The 17,031-nt window shown below is 55.8% G+C and carries 15 protein-coding genes; 4 read left to right on the top strand and 11 right to left on the bottom strand.

Translation table 11 applies throughout. From position 1 onward, the window contains the following. Positions 1–4: 4 nt before the first annotated feature. The 4 genes from ABA45_RS02975 to dksA form a co-directional block, all read right to left on the bottom strand. Positions 5–2,986, bottom strand: coding sequence for an ATP-binding protein (locus tag ABA45_RS02975; RefSeq protein WP_048384283.1), 2,982 nt, complete (start codon positions 2,984–2,986; stop codon positions 5–7). Next, positions 2,976–3,152 (bottom strand): hypothetical protein, encoded by a 177-nt coding sequence (locus ABA45_RS19045; RefSeq protein ID WP_048384284.1) that lies wholly within the window; start codon positions 3,150–3,152, stop codon positions 2,976–2,978. Before ABA45_RS19045 ends, ABA45_RS02975 begins: the two co-directional genes overlap by 11 nt. 72 nt (positions 3,153–3,224) lie before the next feature. Then, on the bottom strand, positions 3,225–4,133 hold the full coding sequence (gene gluQRS, locus ABA45_RS02985) for a tRNA glutamyl-Q(34) synthetase GluQRS (protein ID WP_048384285.1): 909 nt from the start codon (positions 4,131–4,133) through the stop codon (positions 3,225–3,227). Positions 4,134–4,190: 57 nt separating this feature from the next. Further along, complete coding sequence (gene dksA, locus ABA45_RS02990) at positions 4,191–4,631, bottom strand: RNA polymerase-binding protein DksA (protein WP_048384286.1); 441 nt, start codon at positions 4,629–4,631, stop codon at positions 4,191–4,193. 185 nt (positions 4,632–4,816) lie between these two features. Between dksA and sfsA the strand changes: the two genes are divergently transcribed. Further along, positions 4,817–5,548: a DNA/RNA nuclease SfsA gene (gene sfsA / locus ABA45_RS02995; RefSeq protein ID WP_048384287.1), complete on the top strand. Its 732-nt coding sequence runs from the start codon at positions 4,817–4,819 to the stop codon at positions 5,546–5,548. 42 nt (positions 5,549–5,590) lie between these two features. Here sfsA and ABA45_RS03000 read toward each other — a convergent pair whose 3' ends face one another. Together ABA45_RS03000 and ABA45_RS03005 are read right to left on the bottom strand one after the other, a co-directional pair. Next, entirely contained in the window at positions 5,591–5,947 is a 357-nt protein-coding gene (locus ABA45_RS03000) for a pentapeptide repeat-containing protein (RefSeq protein ID WP_048384288.1), read from the bottom strand. A gap of 82 nt (positions 5,948–6,029) precedes the next feature. Further along, positions 6,030–7,607: a bifunctional aminoglycoside phosphotransferase/ATP-binding protein gene (locus ABA45_RS03005; protein ID WP_048384289.1), complete on the bottom strand. Its 1,578-nt coding sequence runs from the start codon at positions 7,605–7,607 to the stop codon at positions 6,030–6,032. A gap of 193 nt (positions 7,608–7,800) precedes the next feature. On the opposite strand from ABA45_RS03005, the gene mrcB reads away from it, so the two are divergent. Together mrcB and ABA45_RS03015 are read left to right on the top strand one after the other, a co-directional pair. Continuing rightward, positions 7,801–10,128, top strand: coding sequence for a penicillin-binding protein 1B (mrcB, locus tag ABA45_RS03010; RefSeq protein ID WP_048384290.1), 2,328 nt, complete (start codon positions 7,801–7,803; stop codon positions 10,126–10,128). Then, complete coding sequence (locus ABA45_RS03015; RefSeq protein ID WP_048384291.1) at positions 10,128–10,712, top strand: hypothetical protein; 585 nt, start codon at positions 10,128–10,130, stop codon at positions 10,710–10,712. Before mrcB ends, ABA45_RS03015 begins: the two co-directional genes overlap by 1 nt. A 96-nt stretch (positions 10,713–10,808) precedes the next feature. On the opposite strand, the gene hemL is transcribed toward ABA45_RS03015, so the two are convergent. From hemL to ABA45_RS03040, 5 genes are all read right to left on the bottom strand, one after another. Further along, positions 10,809–12,089: a glutamate-1-semialdehyde 2,1-aminomutase gene (gene hemL, locus ABA45_RS03020; RefSeq protein WP_048384292.1), complete on the bottom strand. Its 1,281-nt coding sequence runs from the start codon at positions 12,087–12,089 to the stop codon at positions 10,809–10,811. A 13-nt stretch (positions 12,090–12,102) separates the two neighbouring features. Further along, positions 12,103–12,765, bottom strand: a complete 663-nt coding sequence (gene thiE / locus ABA45_RS03025) for a thiamine phosphate synthase (RefSeq protein WP_048384293.1) — start codon at positions 12,763–12,765, stop codon at positions 12,103–12,105. Continuing rightward, entirely contained in the window at positions 12,753–13,514 is a 762-nt protein-coding gene (gene thiD, locus ABA45_RS03030) for a bifunctional hydroxymethylpyrimidine kinase/phosphomethylpyrimidine kinase (protein WP_048384294.1), read from the bottom strand. The genes thiE and thiD overlap by 13 nt, the downstream gene beginning before the upstream one ends. Positions 13,515–13,593: 79 nt before the next feature. Continuing rightward, on the bottom strand, positions 13,594–14,016 hold the full coding sequence (hemJ, locus tag ABA45_RS03035; RefSeq protein ID WP_048384295.1) for a protoporphyrinogen oxidase HemJ: 423 nt from the start codon (positions 14,014–14,016) through the stop codon (positions 13,594–13,596). Positions 14,017–14,018: 2 nt separating this feature from the next. Next, the gene (locus tag ABA45_RS03040) at positions 14,019–15,794 is read right to left on the bottom strand and encodes a chloride channel protein (protein ID WP_048384296.1); all 1,776 of its coding nucleotides are present in this window, start codon (positions 15,792–15,794) and stop codon (positions 14,019–14,021) included. Positions 15,795–15,971: 177 nt separating this feature from the next. On the opposite strand from ABA45_RS03040, the gene argC reads away from it, so the two are divergent. After that, on the top strand, positions 15,972–17,009 hold the full coding sequence (gene argC, locus ABA45_RS03050; RefSeq protein WP_048384298.1) for an N-acetyl-gamma-glutamyl-phosphate reductase: 1,038 nt from the start codon (positions 15,972–15,974) through the stop codon (positions 17,007–17,009). Positions 17,010–17,031 lie beyond the last annotated feature (22 nt).

Here is a 17,031-nt window from a genome sequence, read left to right on the forward strand (position 1 = left end):
TGTGCTAGGACCTTTGATTCTGGCTGTAGGCAGCGGGTGTGTCTTCGGGCTCGTAAGCCGGCAGCTTCAGGCGAATGCAGGTGCCCGGGTTGGGGCTGTCTGCGGCGTTGAGCCGAGCCGGACCCTTCGCCGGGCTCTCCGCCTGAATGTTGCCATAGTGCTCTTCAACAATACTGTAAACCAGTGCAAGACCAAGACCTGTGCCTTTATTGGTGGGTTTGGTGGTGTAAAACGGCTCGAAAATGTGATCAAGCTTGTCGGCGGCGATACCGCTGCCCTGGTCGATGACTTCGATGATAGCTGAATAGCCATCGGCCTCACCAATTACCTGCACTTCGCCGCCATCTGGCGAGGCGTCACGGGCGTTGGTTAGCAGGTTTACAAACACCTGCACCAGCCGCTGTTCATCTCCCAGAATGAGCAGTTCTGGCGGACAGGCGTTGAGGTACGAAATGCCCAGCCCTTTATCGCTCAACGACAATAAATTAATGGACTCCTGCACGCAGCGGCGTATTTGTACCGGTTCGTAGCGGTTGGCGGGGGCGTGATTACCGGAGCGGGCGAAATTCATCAGCGACTGCAGAATATTCGAGATGCGCCGGGTTTGCTGCTGAATCTGGTCGGCGGTGTCGAGAATGTCCGGGTTATCGGTTTCCAATCGCAGATTTTGCGCCAGCGAAGAAATGCCGGTAACCGGGTTGCCGATCTCGTGGGCGACACCGGCAGCCAGCCGGCCCACTGAGGCTAATCGTTCGCTGTGCATCAGTTCGTCTTCGAGCAAGCGAATCTCGGTTTGGTCTTCCACCATAATAATGCTGCCGCTTTCGGCATGGTCGGGTCCGCTCAGGGCAGCTTTGTGCAAGTTCAGCCAGTGTGGCTGGCCACGCAAGTCCAAGCGGTGTTTGTAGCGGTGCACGTCCTCGCCCCGGTTAAAGTCGTCCAGAAGCTGGTGCCAGTGTGGCGGCAAGGTGGTCAGGCGCGCGCCAACCACTTCGTCGGCACTGATGCCGGTCAGGCGCTCCATGGTCTTATTCCACATCAGGATTTCGCCATCTTCACCCACTGAACAGGCGGGTATGGGCAGATTTAACAGAGTCTGACGATAATGCCGGCGCAAATTGTCTAGCTCGCCGGCCAACCCGGTGAGCCGGTTCTGATAGTCGCCCAAGGCGCCTTCCACGTATCGAATATCTTGGGCTGCACGCTGCATGGGTTTGAACCCCAAATGGCGTTTAACCATATCGCGAGCGATTTCTGGCCCCATCAGGCCCGACAGATTGGCTTCCACTTGGTCTCGCAGGCGCCTTAGCTGATAAGGACGGTACTCTACTTCGGGCAGTTTCAGTTGTAACAATGCGCGTTCCACCTCGCGCTGGGCGCCATCTTGTCCCAGAGGATCGCTGAGCTGGCGTACAAAGTCTGCAGACGAGGTGGCCAGCAATTCGCGCCGCTGCGGCCGCGACAAGGCTCCAAGCGAGCAGGCTTGGGCGGCGCTGCGTTCTTCACTGTTGCTGGAGCTAAGCACAGACACCACCACGAACATCACGACGTTGGCGCCGAGACTGAGGAACATAAAAAGATGCCAGTTACCGGCGTTCGGCACTATCGGACTGTCCAGCCACACCAGCAGGTTTGCAGCGCCGGAGAAGGGCAGCATCAAGGTAGTCACCCAGATTGCCAGCCCAGTCAGCATGCCGGCGATCAGGCCGCGGCGATTGCCCTCGGGCCAGAAGATGACTCCCAGGGCGCCGGGTAACAGCTGCAAGGTACCGGTGAGAGAGATTGCGCCAAGAATCGATAGCTGCAGATTTTTGCCTAGGGTTTCATGAAACATCAGAGCCAGAAACAGGATTAGAGCAATCAGCAGCCGCTTGACCCATTGCAGCCAGCGGTAGATGTCGGCCCGATCTTTGGGCGTCTTCAACGGCAGTACAATGTGATTCAGGGCCATGCCCGCAAGCGCCAGTGTGCTTACAATCATTAAACCGCTGGCGGCAGAGAGGCCTGCAATGTACATCATCAGCGTTAACGCGGGGCTGCCCAAGGCCTGGCCAATACCAATGCTGTAGTAGCTGGCCGCGGTGGTTACCCCGAGCTCCTGGCCGCCCCAAAGAATCAGCGGTATCGGCAGGCCGAGCAGCAACAAGTACAAGGGGAGGCCCCAACTGGCTTTGGCCAGCGACGCCGGTGACGGATTTTCGCTGAAAATCATGTGGTACATGTGGGGCAGTACCAGTACCGACGCGAAAGATAGCAGCATAACCGCCCGCCAACTGGCGTCGTCGATATTCATAGCCATATCAGCGACGGGCGCTTGGTTTTGGTCCAGCCAGAGCTGGAGGGCGTCGGGGCCGCCGAACACAGAAAACAGAATGATGCCGCCTAACAGTAACAGTGCCAGCAGCTTGATCAGTGAATCAAAGGCAATGGCAACCACCAGCCCACGATGGTTGCTGGCGTGGGCGTTGCGGCGGGTGCCAAACAAAATGGCGAATAAAACCACGGTTACGCTGAACAGAGCGCTAATAACGTTAGGCGACACATCGGGAGCAAGAATGCTGGCAGAGCTGGTGACGGCCTGAATTTGCATGCTCAACAGAGCTAGAATGGCTGCGCCAGAACACAGTGTGACCAACGTGCCCGCCCATTGACTGCGGTAACGATAGGCAAAGAGGTCAGCCAAAGAGGTTAGCTGGTATGCCCGCCCGATACGCATGTACGGATTCAGTAACACCGGCGCCAACAAAAATGCACCGCTGATGCCCACATAATAAGCAAGAAAGCCGTAACCGGTTTCCGCCGCCGCACCCACCGATGCATACACCGACCAAATACCGGCGTACACGCCCAGGCTAAGAACGTAAATAAGCGGGTGGCGTTCCAGCTTGCGTGGCAGTAACCCGCGCTCTGATATCCAGGCGATGCCGAACAGCAAACTCAGGTAGGCAACGCTGACCAGCAGCAGGCCAGCTGCACTAAAATTCATTGGGATCACGCCGCCATTCCAACCATACGCCAATGGCAATCAGCCCGGCCCAGATCAAATAAGGGCTATACCAGGCACTGCCGGACGATATCCACCAGTCGAGGATGTTGGGGGAGAAGACGTAAATCGCCAGGACCAGCAAAAAAACCAGACGATAAATATACATCTAGAGTAACCGTGCCGCTGTGAATTCATAATGTTATAGCACGATCGCGGCGCTGCTGTCAGAAATGGCGGGCTACCAGTGCTGGGCGGTCGGCACAGGAATCGCGCTGCGCTGCCAGTGGGTGTGAGCCCAGGCAAGAACGGTGGCGGGTAGTTGCCGGGCAAGTTGCGCTGACGGTTGCTGGCCTAAAGCGTTCAGTGCGGCCAGTAGATTTGCGCTGGCATTGGTGTCGTCCAGCGCCGGGGCGTGGTTCTGTTTGCTCAGCTTCTGACCTTGCTGGTTGCGTATCACAGGAATGTGCAAGAACTGTGGCACAGCCGCACCCAGTGCTTGAAACATCTGGTGCTGGGCGGCGGTCATGGTGCGTAGGTCTGAACCGCGTACCACGTGGCTGATGGATTGATCGATATCGTCAACCACTACGGCCAATTGATAAGCGTAGAAGCCTTCTTTACGCAGTATCACCGGGTCGTCTGTTTCTGCTTGCAGGCTCTGTTGCTGTTCACCCAGTAGCTGGTCGGTCCAGCGGCAGCGTTGGCTGCGCAAAGCAAAGCGCAGAGCGAAGTCACCGGGCGGCCAGGGGTGTTCGTTGGACACACTTGGGTTGAGGTAATGGTTGCGGCAATGGTTGGGGTGTTGACCCTTGCTGGCCTTCAGCTGTTTGCGTGAGCAGCGGCAAAAATAGGCATGTCCGGTTGCCACCAGAGTTTCAGCAGCAGCGCGGTAAGCGCTATAGCGTTGGGATTGGTAGCGCACAGGTTCATCGCCAATCAGGCCGTGGGCGCTCAGGCTGTGGAGTATTCGGGGTGTCGCATCTACCGGTTGGCGGAATGGATCCAGATCTTCAATACGCACCAGCCATTGGCCCTGGTGGTGCTTTGCCTCCAGGTAGCTGGCCAACGCGCTCACCAGCGAACCGAAGTGCAGCGGGCCGGTGGGCGATGGAGCGAAGCGACCGCGGTAAGAAACGTTGGGCGTCATTGTAAGTTACGCCGGTGCAATAGCAGCCGGCGCAGTTTTGACAGGTTGGTAGACAGGTCAGATGCCGGTCTGGCGCTCGCGGATTTCCGCCAGTGTTTTGCAATCAATGCACAGTGTGGCAGTGGGCCGGGCTTCAAGCCGGCGGGCGCCTATTTCTACACCGCACTGGTCGCAGAACCCGTAATCGTCTTTATCAATGCGATCAACGGTTTTGTCGATCTTCTTAATCAGTTTGCGCTCGCGGTCACGGGTGCGCAGTTCCAAGCTGAACTCTTCCTCTTGGGTAGCCCTGTCACTGGGGTCTGCGTAGTTGGCAGCATCTTCTTGCATGTGGTGCATGGTGCGATCCACTTCTTCCATCAGCTCCTGCTTCCATTTCAGTAGCAGGCCTTTGAAGTGTTCAAGCATGTCTGCGCTCATGTATTCTTCACCCTTTTTCATTTCGTAAGGAGTGAAGTTGGTGAAGTTTTCGCTTGAATTGGCTGTTTTACTGATCATTGAAACCGGCCTCTTGTGATTACTGCTACAAGAACGCTTTGCTTCCTTTCGCGTCAGCCCCCGTGGCTGTGCGGTATAAAACCTGGATTATAAAGCATTCGCACTGAAACGGGATTTGGCGGAAAATAGCAGATAAGTTGCGGGGGTGCCAGCTTTGCTGCAATACATATGACTCAGAGGTGTGCATGAAGTTTGAACAACCGTTGCTGGAGGGGCTGCTTATTCGCCGCTACAAACGCTTTTTGGCCGATGTGCGACTGGCCGATGGCAGCGAGGTGACCGCCCATTGCCCGAACACTGGCAGCATGCTGGGCTGTCAGCCGGCGAATGGAAGGGTGTGGCTGAGCCGCAGCGATAATCCTGCGCGCAAGTTGCCGTATACCTGGGAACTTGTTGAAACGGTTTCTGGCACCCTGGCCTGTATAAATACGGCAAGACCGAACTCCCAGGCCCGCGAGGCGATTGAAGCGGGCCGTATCAGTGAGCTGACTGGATATAGCCATTGCCGCCCAGAAGTAAAATATGGCGAAGAAAAAAGCCGGATTGATCTGTTACTTTCCGGGCATGAGGCGAAGCCAAATGCCTGGGTGGAAGTGAAAAACGTAACGCTGGAGGACAACGGCCAGGGCTTTTTTCCAGACGCCGTGACAACCCGCGGGCAAAAACACTTGCGAGAGCTTATGGCTCAGGTTGCACTGGGTGATCGCGCGGTGCTGTTTTTTGTGGTGAATCACACCGCTATCGAAACGGTGCAGCCGGCAGACCACATAGACCAACACTACGGCCAACTGCTACGCCAAGCTCGTGATGCAGGCGTAGAGATCATCGCCTACCGGGCAAACCTAGCCAACGATGACGGCAGCCCGTCCGGCGAGATCACTCTAACCGAACCGGTGCCGGTTATTCTCGAAGTCTGACCTCCGGCTCAGTTCAACGGTCCAGCCTCACTTGTCTATTTGTTACTTGTCGGTGCTGTACCGCATTCGCGTGCCGTGGTTTAGAGACATCAAAATCTCATTGGCTTGAAGCCGGTCAGGAAAAAAGCTACCGGAAATTTTGGCACCAGCAATACTGGCTCCTTCCAGGTTTGAGTGACTGAAATCTATACCCCTCAGGTCCGCGCCTCGAAAATAGGCGTGGCTCATGTCGAGCCCCTTGGCATCGATACCACGCAAGTCCAGTCCTCTGAAATCCCCATATGAAAAACTGGGCAGGTCGCCCCGGGTTAATTTTTTCGCATTGAAGGCGATAATGTCCTCCGTGCGAAGCGTTTCGTAGAGCGGGTCTTTAATATGATGCACGGCGTCGGTTGGCATGATATTTCCTCGTAGCGTTTTATTCGGTTCTATAACGAGTATCGCTCAATCAGTCTGTTTTGGCCCTGATAGCGCCACGAACTTACTTTGGGGGAAGCCCAAAATGCTGTCGAATTCGGTCTGCAACGGCCTCTGCCACTTGTTTCTGATCGGTGCGAAGATGTGCGGTATAAATTTTTTCTTTAGCTGTTAGGGGCTCAAACCAGTCTTTTTGGGCATCCAGCAATTCTTCTGTGGCTTCCGATGCGTCGTCTTTGCGTTTGCGTACCCATTCTTTTCGCAGCCCCTCTGGCGCTTCGCAGTGAATCAGTGCAAAGGGCACTCCCTGGCTTTCCGCAACAGCGGCAAACAGCGCGCGCTCCTGTTCTTTCAGACAGGCAGTGTCGGCTATAACCGGGAAGCCCGCAGCAAGCAGCCCGCTGGCAAGCTTCGCCAAGCGCTCATAAGTTTTTGTGTTGGCTTCAACGGAGTACAGGTTGCCTCCGGTAGGCGACTGACTGCGGTCCAGCGGCGCCAGCCCATGCAGACGTTTGCGTTCAACGTCAGATCGCAGCCGAATAAGACCCAGTTCGCCAGCCAAAGCGGCACTGACACAGGTTTTGCCACTTGCGGATAAGCCGACGGTGGCAATAAAGTAGCGGTTAGGAATGCTGCTGTAATCTTCTGCAAGCTGAGCGTAGGCGTTATAACGCTGCATCAGCTCTTCTTTTTCATTGTCGCCCAAGGACGGATTACCCATAGTGAACAGCGCAATCTTCGCTCGCACTATTGCTCGGTAAGCTTTGTAAAGCGGTAGTAGAGGCAGCGCCTCAAAATCGTCGCGATATTCCAGGTAAGTGTTCAACACCAAGTTGGCTTTGGCCGTTTCGCCGCGGGATTCCAGATCCATCAGCAAAAATGCCAGATCGTTAATAACGTCAATCCAGCGGAACGGCTCGTTGAACTCGATGCAGTCGAACACCGTTACCTGATCGTTATACAAAGTGATGTTTGCCAGATGCAAATCACCATGGCATTCACGCACCAGGCCTTGTTGGTGGCGCGCAGCAATCAGTGGTTGATGGCGTTCGAAGGTGGTGCGGGTCCAGATTTCCAGATTGTCCAGCTGTGCACGTTGGCTGGCATCGCTCAGCAGCGGCCGAATCTGGTCAAAATTCTCCTGCATGGCGGCGTAGACCGCGTCGGGTGCTCCCAGCGGGCTGGCGGGGTCAACCGGTGGCAGGCTATCGTGAAACTTTGCTGCTTGTTGAGCCAGCGTCGCCAGGCGGCCTGACTCCAGTTCGCCCCGTTCCTGCTGGCGATCGAACAAATCGTCTTGGCGGAACTGACGCATTTTCAAAACGTACTCAAAGGCTTCCCCGCTGCCACCCAGCATCGGATTTTGTGGCGTGCCGGTAATCGGGATGACTTGCAGATACAACGGCGCTGCCAGGCGCCGGTTCAGCCGGAGTTCTTCTTCGCAGAAATGCTTGCGCCGCGGCAAGGTGGAAAAGTCGAGGAAGCCAAAGTCCATCGGCTTCTTGATTTTGTAGGCAAACTCACCGGTCAGAACAACCTGGGAAATGTGAGTTTCGATAACCTGAAACTGGTGAACCGGATGGTCGTACAGAGCCGGATTTTGTAAAGCTTGAACCAGTGTGTTCGCAGGCGAATCGCTCAAAGTGTTTTCCTCGTGTTGCTTGAACCCATTAATTGTCTATATGACATCATAAGGGCTAGATTACGGAAATAACACACAACTGGCCTACTGCGACGGCTAGTGTCTTGTCTGGCGAATTCGCAAGCCCCTCAGAAGGTCGGTAGGTTTACCAATTAGTCACACTAGGCACCAGAGCGTTCGTTATACTGCCGCCATGAAAAATACCGATAAGACCCGCAAGCCCGGTCGCAAAAAACCGGCTCCCCGTAAACAACCTGCCGCCGCACAGTCCCGCCGCAAGGGTTTCTGGCGTATATTAATGCGTCTGGCGCTGCTTGGCCTATTCTTTTTGGCGGGCTGGATGGTGTATCTGGATGCGCAGGTCACATCACGTTTTGAGGGTCGCCGCTTCGAGGTGCCATCGCGGGTTTACGCCCGGCCGCTGGAACTTTACGTCGGTGCTCCTGTAAGTGCCGCTGCTTTAGAGCAGGAGTTGGCACTGGCGGGCTTCCACAAAGGCGATGGTTCACGCTCGGGCAGCTATCAGCGCAGCGGCGGACGCTTTCTGATCAGCAGTCGCGGCTTTAATTTTCCAGATGGCAAAGAGCCGCGGCGGCACTTGGCTCTGAGTATAGCGAGTGACCAAGTTCAGAACTTACAGGTTGTTAAAGGCCCGGATAGCGCGATTGTGCGTCTGGAACCGGCGCAAATTGGTGGTATTTATCCGGCGCATAAAGAAGACCGAATTTTAGTACAGCTGAGTAGATTGCCAGAGTTGCTGCCGGCTGCGCTGATGGCGGTGGAAGACCGCCGGTTTTATGACCACATCGGTATTGCGCCGCTGTCGATTGCCCGCGCCATGCTGGCGAACGTTCGTGCAGGCGGTATTGTTCAGGGTGGAAGTACGCTCACGCAGCAGCTGGTGAAAAACTTTTTTCTGACCCGCGAGCAAACCCTGCTGCGCAAGGGTAACGAGGCTTTGATGTCGATTCTGCTGGAACTGCACTACAGCAAGAGCGACATTCTTGAGACCTATCTTAACGAGGTGTATCTAGGCCAGGCGGGTGCACGCAGCATTAACGGTTTCGGTCTGGCCAGCCAGTTTTATTTTGCCGAGGCACTAGAGGATTTACTGCCCCACCAATTAGCGCTATTGATTGGTATGGTTAAGGGGCCCAGTTACTACAACCCTCGCCGCCATCCGCAACGTGCCACGGCAAGGCGTAACCTGGTGCTGGACCAAATGCAGCAGATGGGCCTGTTGGGTGAAGCCGACGCGCAGCGTGCCCGGTCTTTGCCTTTGGGCGTGAGTGACAAATCGTCTTTTTCACAGAATCGCTATCCGGCTTATATCGACCTGGTTCGCCGCCACCTGGCACGGGATTACAAAGAAGAGGATTTACGCAGCGAAGGCCTGCGAGTTTTTACAACCTTTAACCCCGCTATGCAGGTGGCTGCTGAGAAGGCGGTAACGGAAACCCTGGCACGCTTGGGCGATAAAGCGCTGGAGTCGGCGTTAGTAGTGACAGCGAAAGACAGCGGCGAAGTGCTGGCTCTGGTCGGCGGGCGTGACCCTCGTTACGCCGGTTTTAATCGAGCACTGGATGCCAGCCGCCAGATTGGTTCATTGGTGAAGCCCTTTGTGTACCTGGCCGCGCTGTCACAGCCGCAGCGTTACACGCTGATTACTCCGTTGCAGGACACACGCTTCACCCTGAAATTCGAGAATGGCACGGTATGGCAGCCAAAAAACTACGACGGTCTGGAACGGGGCGAAGTACCCTTGCATCAGGCGTTGTCTAAATCCTATAACCTGCCGGTGGTTCGGGTGGGTCTGGACATTGGGTTGGCCGAGGTGAAATCCACGCTGCAGGCGTTTGGCACCGACTCGGCTATTTCTGACTATCCGTCTATGTTGTTGGGCGCCGTAGCGATGACGCCGGTGAATGTGGCGCAGATATACCAGGGCCTGGCGACGTCAGGGTTTAACACCCCCCTACGCACCATTCGAGAAGTGACCGACGCGGGCGGCGAACCGCTTAGTCGCTACAGTTTGCAGGTGAACCAGGTGGCCGACCCGGCCGCAGTGCATCTGCTGCAGTACGCCATGCAGGAAACCATGCAGGAGGGCACGGGCCGCTCGGCCTATAACACTGTACCTCGCGCTTTGGCGTTGGCTGGTAAAACAGGCACCACCGATGACGGTCGCGATGCCTGGTTCGCCGGCTTTAGCGGCGACTTGCTGGCGGTCGTCTGGGTAGGACGAGACGACAACGGCGCTACCCCGTTAACAGGGGCCAGTGGAGCCTTGCCGGTGTGGTCGAAGTTCATGGCTCAGGTGCCGCAAAACAGTTTCACGCCGGTGTTACCCGACGGCGTGCAATACCATTGGGTCAATGCACAACAGCAGGCGTTAACCGATGAACAATGCGAGAATGCGCGACTAATGCCGTTTATCATCGGCAGCGAGCCAAAGCAGACAATCACCTGTGCTGGCGCTCTGCCACAAAAAATCCGTGGTTGGTTTGAAGGATTGTTTTAATGATCAGAGTGCAAATGAGAACGCGGGTGTTTCGTAGCGTAGTTGTTGGTGCCGTTTTGTTACTGGCGGGCTGTGCCAGCGGACCCGGTGGTGGTATTTACGTGCCTGTCGGAGAGCGTTCGCAGGCGCCTAAACCGCCACTGACCGGCGGCACCGCCAAACCAGCCGATGAACCGCAGGTATGGCGCAAAAGCGAACAGCCGCTTGAACAGAAATCACAACAGCAAACAGTCGTGCCCGGGTACCGCGAAGCTGGTGACCAGATGCCTGCTGCGGCAGTGGGCCTGGTAAAAGAGGCCGATACCTTGATGGCACAGAGTAATGGGGCGGCGGCGATTATCAGGCTGGAACGGGCGCAGCGCATTGCACCGCGGTCTGCGGCGGTGTATTTCAAACTGTCCGAAGCTTACGTGATGACCGGCCAGCTTGGCAGTGCTGAACAGTTTAGCCTTAAGGGGCTGTCGCTGGCGGGGCGTGATGAGCGCCTGCAGCGCTCAGGTTGGTTACTGTTGGCCGATATTCGCAGAGCTCGGGGCAATGTGGCCGGTGCGCAGCAGGCCGAAAGCCGCGCCGCTAGCCTGTAAGTCAGGCAAAACGGTAGATCGAGAAAAGCGGATAGAAAAAAAGGCCACTACTTTTAGCAGTGGCCTTTTTGCTTGGGGCAACGTCGTCACAACATTTTAAAGCGTTGCAAATACCTTGCGTGCCGCGTTCAGAGTGAACTCAATGTCCTCATCGGAAATGGCGGCGCTGGTAAAACCGGCTTCGAAAGCCGACGGCGCCAGGTAAATGCCCTCGGCCAGCATGCCCTGAAAAAACTTCTTGAAGCGTTCAATATCGCACTCCATTACCTGGTCAAAGCGAGTGACAGACGATTCTTTGCTGAAGAAGAAGCCAAACATAGCACCGGCACCTTGTACCGCCAGCGGAATACCTGCCTCGTCGGCTGCTGCCTTCAGGCCAGCGCAGATCTTTTCAGTCTTAAGGGTCAGCGCATCGTGAAATCCCGGTTCGGAAATCGCGTTCAGTGTGGCTAGGCCAGCGGTCATCGCCAGCGGATTACCGCTCAAAGTGCCCGCTTGGTAAACTGGCCCCAGAGGCGCAATGTGTTCCATGATTTCACGTTTGCCGCCGAAAGCACCTACCGGTAAGCCGCCACCGATCACTTTGCCCAAGGCCGTCAGGTCTGGGGTTACGCCGAACAAACCCTGGGCGCCGCCCAGTGACACCCGAAAACCGGTCATCACTTCGTCAAAGATCAACACTGTGCCGTATTCATCGCAGATCTCGCGCAGGCCTTCCAGAAATCCCGGAACCGGTGGAATGCAGTTCATATTGCCGGCTACCGGCTCTACGATAATGGCTGCAATCTCGTGGCCTATGGCGCGGAAGGTTTTGCGCACGTCATCAATATCGTTGAAGTTCAGGGTCAGGGTGAGTTCGGCCAGGCAAGCGGGTACACCTGGAGAATTAGGCAGGCCCAGGGTCAGCGCGCCGGAACCCGCTTTCACTAGCAGTGAATCAACGTGACCGTGGTAGCAACCCTCAAATTTGACCACTTTGTCGCGGCCGGTGTAGCCGCGGGCCAGGCGCAGCGCACTCATGGTGGCTTCGGTGCCGGAGTTCACCATGCGCACCAGCTCGATGGACGGTACCAGTTCGCACACTTTTTTGGCCATCTCGGTTTCGATGGCGGTTGGTGCGCCGTATCCTATGCCTTTTTCAATCTGCGCGTGCAAAGCTTCTTTTATAAGCGGGTTGGAGTGGCCAATAATCATTGGTCCCCAAGAGCCGATGTAATCGATGTAACGGCGATCGTCTTCATCGTAAAGATACGCGCCCTGGGCACGTTTGAAAAAAATAGGCGTACCGCCAACACCGTGAAAAGCCCGTACCGGGGAGTTAACTCCACCAGGAATGTATTTCTGGGCCTGTTCGAACAGGGTTTCGGAATGCGTCATGTCTGGGCTCCTGCTAAGTGCTTTGAAAAAATTGAGAACGATGTTGGACAAACAGCCGGCTAAATTCGCGGGCACGTTTTGCAGTGGCATCCACGTCGGTGCTGAAAAGTCCACCGGCTACCGCCAGCAAATCGGCGCCAGCCTGAACCAAGGGTTCGGCGTTGCGCAAAGTAATGCCGCCAATGGCGGTTACCGGGAGCTTGAACTGTTTGGCCAGTCCCAGGACGTGCGTGTCAGCCGCGGAAGCGTTGGGTTTTGTGGTTGATGGATAAAACCGGCCAAAGGCCAGATAATTTGCACCTTGCGCGCAGGCGGCTTGTGCCAACGCCAAGTCGGCGTGGCAGGTAATGCCAATAATGGCCCGTTCACCGAGCAGGCGCCGAGCGTCTGCCAAGGCGGTATCGCCTTGGCCCAGGTGCACGCCGGCTGCTTGCACTCGCAAGGCCAGCTCGATGTTGTCATTAATCAGTAACGGCACACCTGCATTGCTGCAGGCAGATTGCAGAGCGCTGGCCTGGCGTAGCTGTTCTGCTGCCGGCAAGTGTTTCTCACGGTATTGGACCAGTACTGCGCCACCTTCCAGGGCGGCTTCGACCGCCGTTATCAGTGTATCACCAGGGGTTAGGTGGCCGTCGGTAATGGCATACAAACCGGGTTTCAGCGTTAATGTTCCCATAGAATCCCTCGATCGGGCACAGGTTGCCCCTCACCCACTTTCAACGCCTGAAGGATGGCACGATGCACGTAGTTCTGCGCCTGCGCGATAGCGGCGCGCTGCGACAGGCCGCAGGCGCGGCCTGCAGCGATAGAGGATGCCAGCGTGCAACCGGTGCCATGATATTCGCCACCAATACGCTCGATATGCCAACGCTGGGGCTCGGCATCACGGCGGTAAAGCACATTGATGATGGTTTCGCCGGTGCCGTGGCCGCCTGTGGCCAGCACGTCACCGCAGCCAGCCAGTTGGAGTTTCGCGGCGGCTTTTTGCGGATCAGGTTCGCCGGTCAGCAATTCCAGTTCTACGCCATTGGGCGTTATCATTTCCGCCAAGGGGAACAGCCGCGTAAGCATTGCGTTAATGAGGTCCGAGTCTGCCAGATCACCGCCACCGGCGGCTTTAATCACAGGGTCCACAATCAGAGGTATGTGCGGGCGTTTGCGGACAAATTCTACCAGTACGTCCACCACGTCAGCATTACCCAGGGCGCCGGTTTTTATGGCGTGAATTGGCGTGTCGCCAGCCAGGCATTCAAGTTGACGACGAATCAAATCGGCGTCAATCGGCTCCGCAACATAAACGTTGCGGGTGTCTTGTACGGTTAGGCAAGTCAGCACTGGCAGCGGATGACAGCCCAGAGAAGTAACAGACTGAATGTCGGCTTGTACACCGGCACCACCGGAGGGGTCCAGCCCGGACAAAATCAATACTTGAGGACGGCTTCGGAGTTTGATGGCTCTCTCCTTGCACTGAGATTGTTGTTGGGAATCATAGTGTAGTGGCGGCCTAGAATGGCCGCACGACCGCAAGAATAACCACTGCCAGCAGCACAAATACAGGCACTTCGTTAAACCAGCGGTAAAACACGTGGCCTCGGGTGTTGCGATCGTCGCGGAACACTTTGACCAAGTGGCCACAGTAAAAGTGATAAACGATCAATAGCGCCACTAATACGAGTTTGACGTGAAACCAGCCTTGGCTGAAGTAGCCAGACACACTATAGCTGACCAGCCACACGCCAAAAAATACGGTGGCAATCATAGCCGGCATGGTAATCCCGCGATACAGCTTGCGCTCCATGATCTTGAAGCGTTCGCGGCCCGGTTCGTCTTCGCAGGCCGCGTGGTAAACGAACAGTCGCGGAAGGTAAAAAATGCCGGCAAACCAGCACACCATCGAAATTATGTGAAAAGCTTTTACCCAAAGCATGCTTAACTCCGCCGATATTGATAGTAACTTTCTATATCTGATTTCAGCACAACGCCATGAATTCTCTGGATCATTGGCGCCACGTGACGCTGAACATATAGAGCTTCTGCGCTGTTGTTATCAAATTCATTTAATGCCTCTTCAAGCGTGGCCTGATATTGCACCGGCGCCAGATCGCGACGATTTGCCGGTATGTTCATCAGATCAATCTGCTCGGAGATGGGCTGGTCTTCGGTTTTCAGCCGTTTTTCACTGTCCTCCAGAAAACGTGCCAGATCTACCGCCGGCATCAGCGACGTTGGTCCGTTGCTGCCGTCAATCACTAGCCATTTGGGCTCGGATTTCAGAATCTTGCGGGCTTGCTGAGGCGTCAGCCTGCGTTGAATACGGAGGATACTCTTATCCATGATGGCCGCCACCGATACCCGCCGCAATGCCTGAATGACCGGAGAGTTGTGATAGCTTAGGCCCTGAGACTTGAGAATGGTCAAAAATAGTGATTTACAGCCAAACGCTTCGCTAGTGACCAAGCTCGACGTGGTAATGATCAGCATTCCCGGCAGGATAATGTTGGGGTTACGGGTTAACTCCATCAAGGCCATCAGTGCCGCAAGCGGCGCCTGTAATACGGCGCCCATCATGGCGCCCATGCCTAACATGGCGTAAAAACCCACCGATGATGCCAGTTCTGGCGCAATTTTTGCGCCAATCAAGCCCATGGCGCCGCCCAGGGTGGCGCCCATAAAGACCGTGGGGCCAATCACCCCGCTGGGCATTCCCAGGCCTATGGTTGTAGAGGTAATCAGCAGTTTGGCTATCCCTGCGACCAGTAGCAGCCAGAACCCCAGCTGACCGTGAATAGTATCATTAACAGTGTCGTAGCCAATGCCCATGGTCTGCGGAATCAGCAGAGCAAAGGGCACCATCAATAGCCCAGCCACACACAGGCGCAGCAGCACCGGGCGTTGATGAAAACGGCCCATCACATCCACCAGCTTGATAAACATCGCGGCTGCCACACCAATGATGACGGCGATCACCAGAATCCAGGGTATTTCCAACAATGAATTCATGGTCAGCGCTGGCACACTGAAGGCGGGTTCGGAGCTGTACACCATCTGATTCACCACAGCCGCGCTCACCGCGGCTAGAATAATAGGGGTGAATCCAGCCATTGTGTATTCCATCATCACCACTTCCATCGCGAAGATTACTCCGGAAATGGGCGTGTTGAACGAGGCCGAGATGGCGGCCGCACAGCCACAGGCAACCAGGGTACGAATGCTGTTGTTGGGTAGCCGCATCCATTGGCCCATCAGGCTCGAAAAAGCCGCGCCCAAATGCACCGCAGGGCCCTCGCGGCCCGCCGATTGGCCACTGACAACGGTCAGTACCCCGCACACAAACTGCACAATGGCGCTGCGCAGGGAAATGTACCCTTGATGATAATTCAGGCGCTCCATCACATGAACGATGCCGACTTTGCGGTCGTGAATCGCCAAGCGATGCAGCATTAAACCCAACGTTAGAGCACCGGCGAGTGGCAGCAGTCCGCGAGTGATAATGTGCAGTTGCTCGAAAGATTCGAAACTATCACCTGGCAAAAAGTAACCCAGCGGCCATTCGATCGCCTGTCGGAATAGCAGTATCACCACGCCAGTCACTAAACCGGACAGCAGGCCCAGCACGGCCAGTTGAGGTAGCGCGTCTGCCCCGGATAACCGGCGTCGGAAACTGGCTTTCATTTTCGCCATTAGCGGGCGTGCGGAACGGATCATAAGGGGTGCATGCGGGGCCTGAGCCGGTTGATGATTCTTATGCCGGTACTAATCCGGCGCAGACTGTCTTGGGTATTGTAGCCACCCTTGTCAGGGCTGCAATAAGGGGGTGGCTTATCATGATAGAATATTGGCTAAAAATGCAATTTCAGGAAACAGACGAGTGGGAGCTTATACGTGATTAAAGTAGGTATTGTAGGTGGCACCGGATACACCGGCGTTGAATTGCTGAGGGTTCTGGCGGTGCATCCCCAGGCACAATTGCATTGTATTACCTCGCGTTCGGAAGCCGGTATCCCCGTTTCTGATCTTTACCCAAATCTGCGCGGCCACTTTGATCTGGCGTTTTCAGAACCCGATGTTGCCGTACTTTGCCAATGCGATCTGGTGTTTTTTGCCACGCCACACGGTGTAGCCATGCGAATGGTGCCGGAGTTAATGGCAGCGGGTGTGCGCGTTGTGGATTTGTCGGCCGATTTTCGCTTGAAAAATCTGGACGTTTGGGCAAAGTGGTATGGGATGCCTCACGAGAGTCCAGAGTGGGCGGGAAAAGCCGTTTACGGTCTGCCTGAAGTGGTGCGTAGTGAACTCCATGGTGCACAGCTGGTGGCTAACCCCGGCTGTTATCCTACTGCGGTGCAATTGGGTTTTCTGCCTTTGCTGGAAAACAAGCTGGTAGACAGCTCCCGCTTAATTGCCGATGCCAAATCGGGCTCGAGTGGTGCGGGCCGTCAGGCCAGCGTAGGTATGTTGCATGGCGAGGTGGGTGAAAGTTTCAAGGCCTATGGCGCGTCTGGCCATCGCCACCTGCCGGAAATTCGCCAAGGCCTAAGCCAGGCCGCAGGAACCGCGGTGGGCGTTACATTTGTGCCGCACTTGGTGCCGATGATTCGCGGCATAGAGGCGACGCTTTACGCTGAATTGCATAACGTAGGCGATTTTGACAGGCTGCAGGAATTGTACGAAGAGCGTTATCGCGATGAGCCCTTTGTGGATGTAATGCCGTTTGGCAGTCACCCGGAAACCCGCAGTGTGCGCGGCGCGAATCACTGTCGCATGGCGCTGCACCGCCAGGAAAACAGCAACGTGGTTATTGTTACCTCGGTGATTGATAACCTGGTGAAGGGTGCTGCCGGTCAGGCCGTACAGAATATGAACGTCATGTTTGGCCTCCCCGAAATAATGGGCCTGGAAGCGCCAGCCATGCTGCCATGAGCGCCGTAACCGCTTTAAAAAG

Source organism: Marinobacter psychrophilus (assembly GCF_001043175.1).
Lineage (GTDB): Bacteria > Pseudomonadota > Gammaproteobacteria > Pseudomonadales > Oleiphilaceae > Marinobacter > Marinobacter psychrophilus.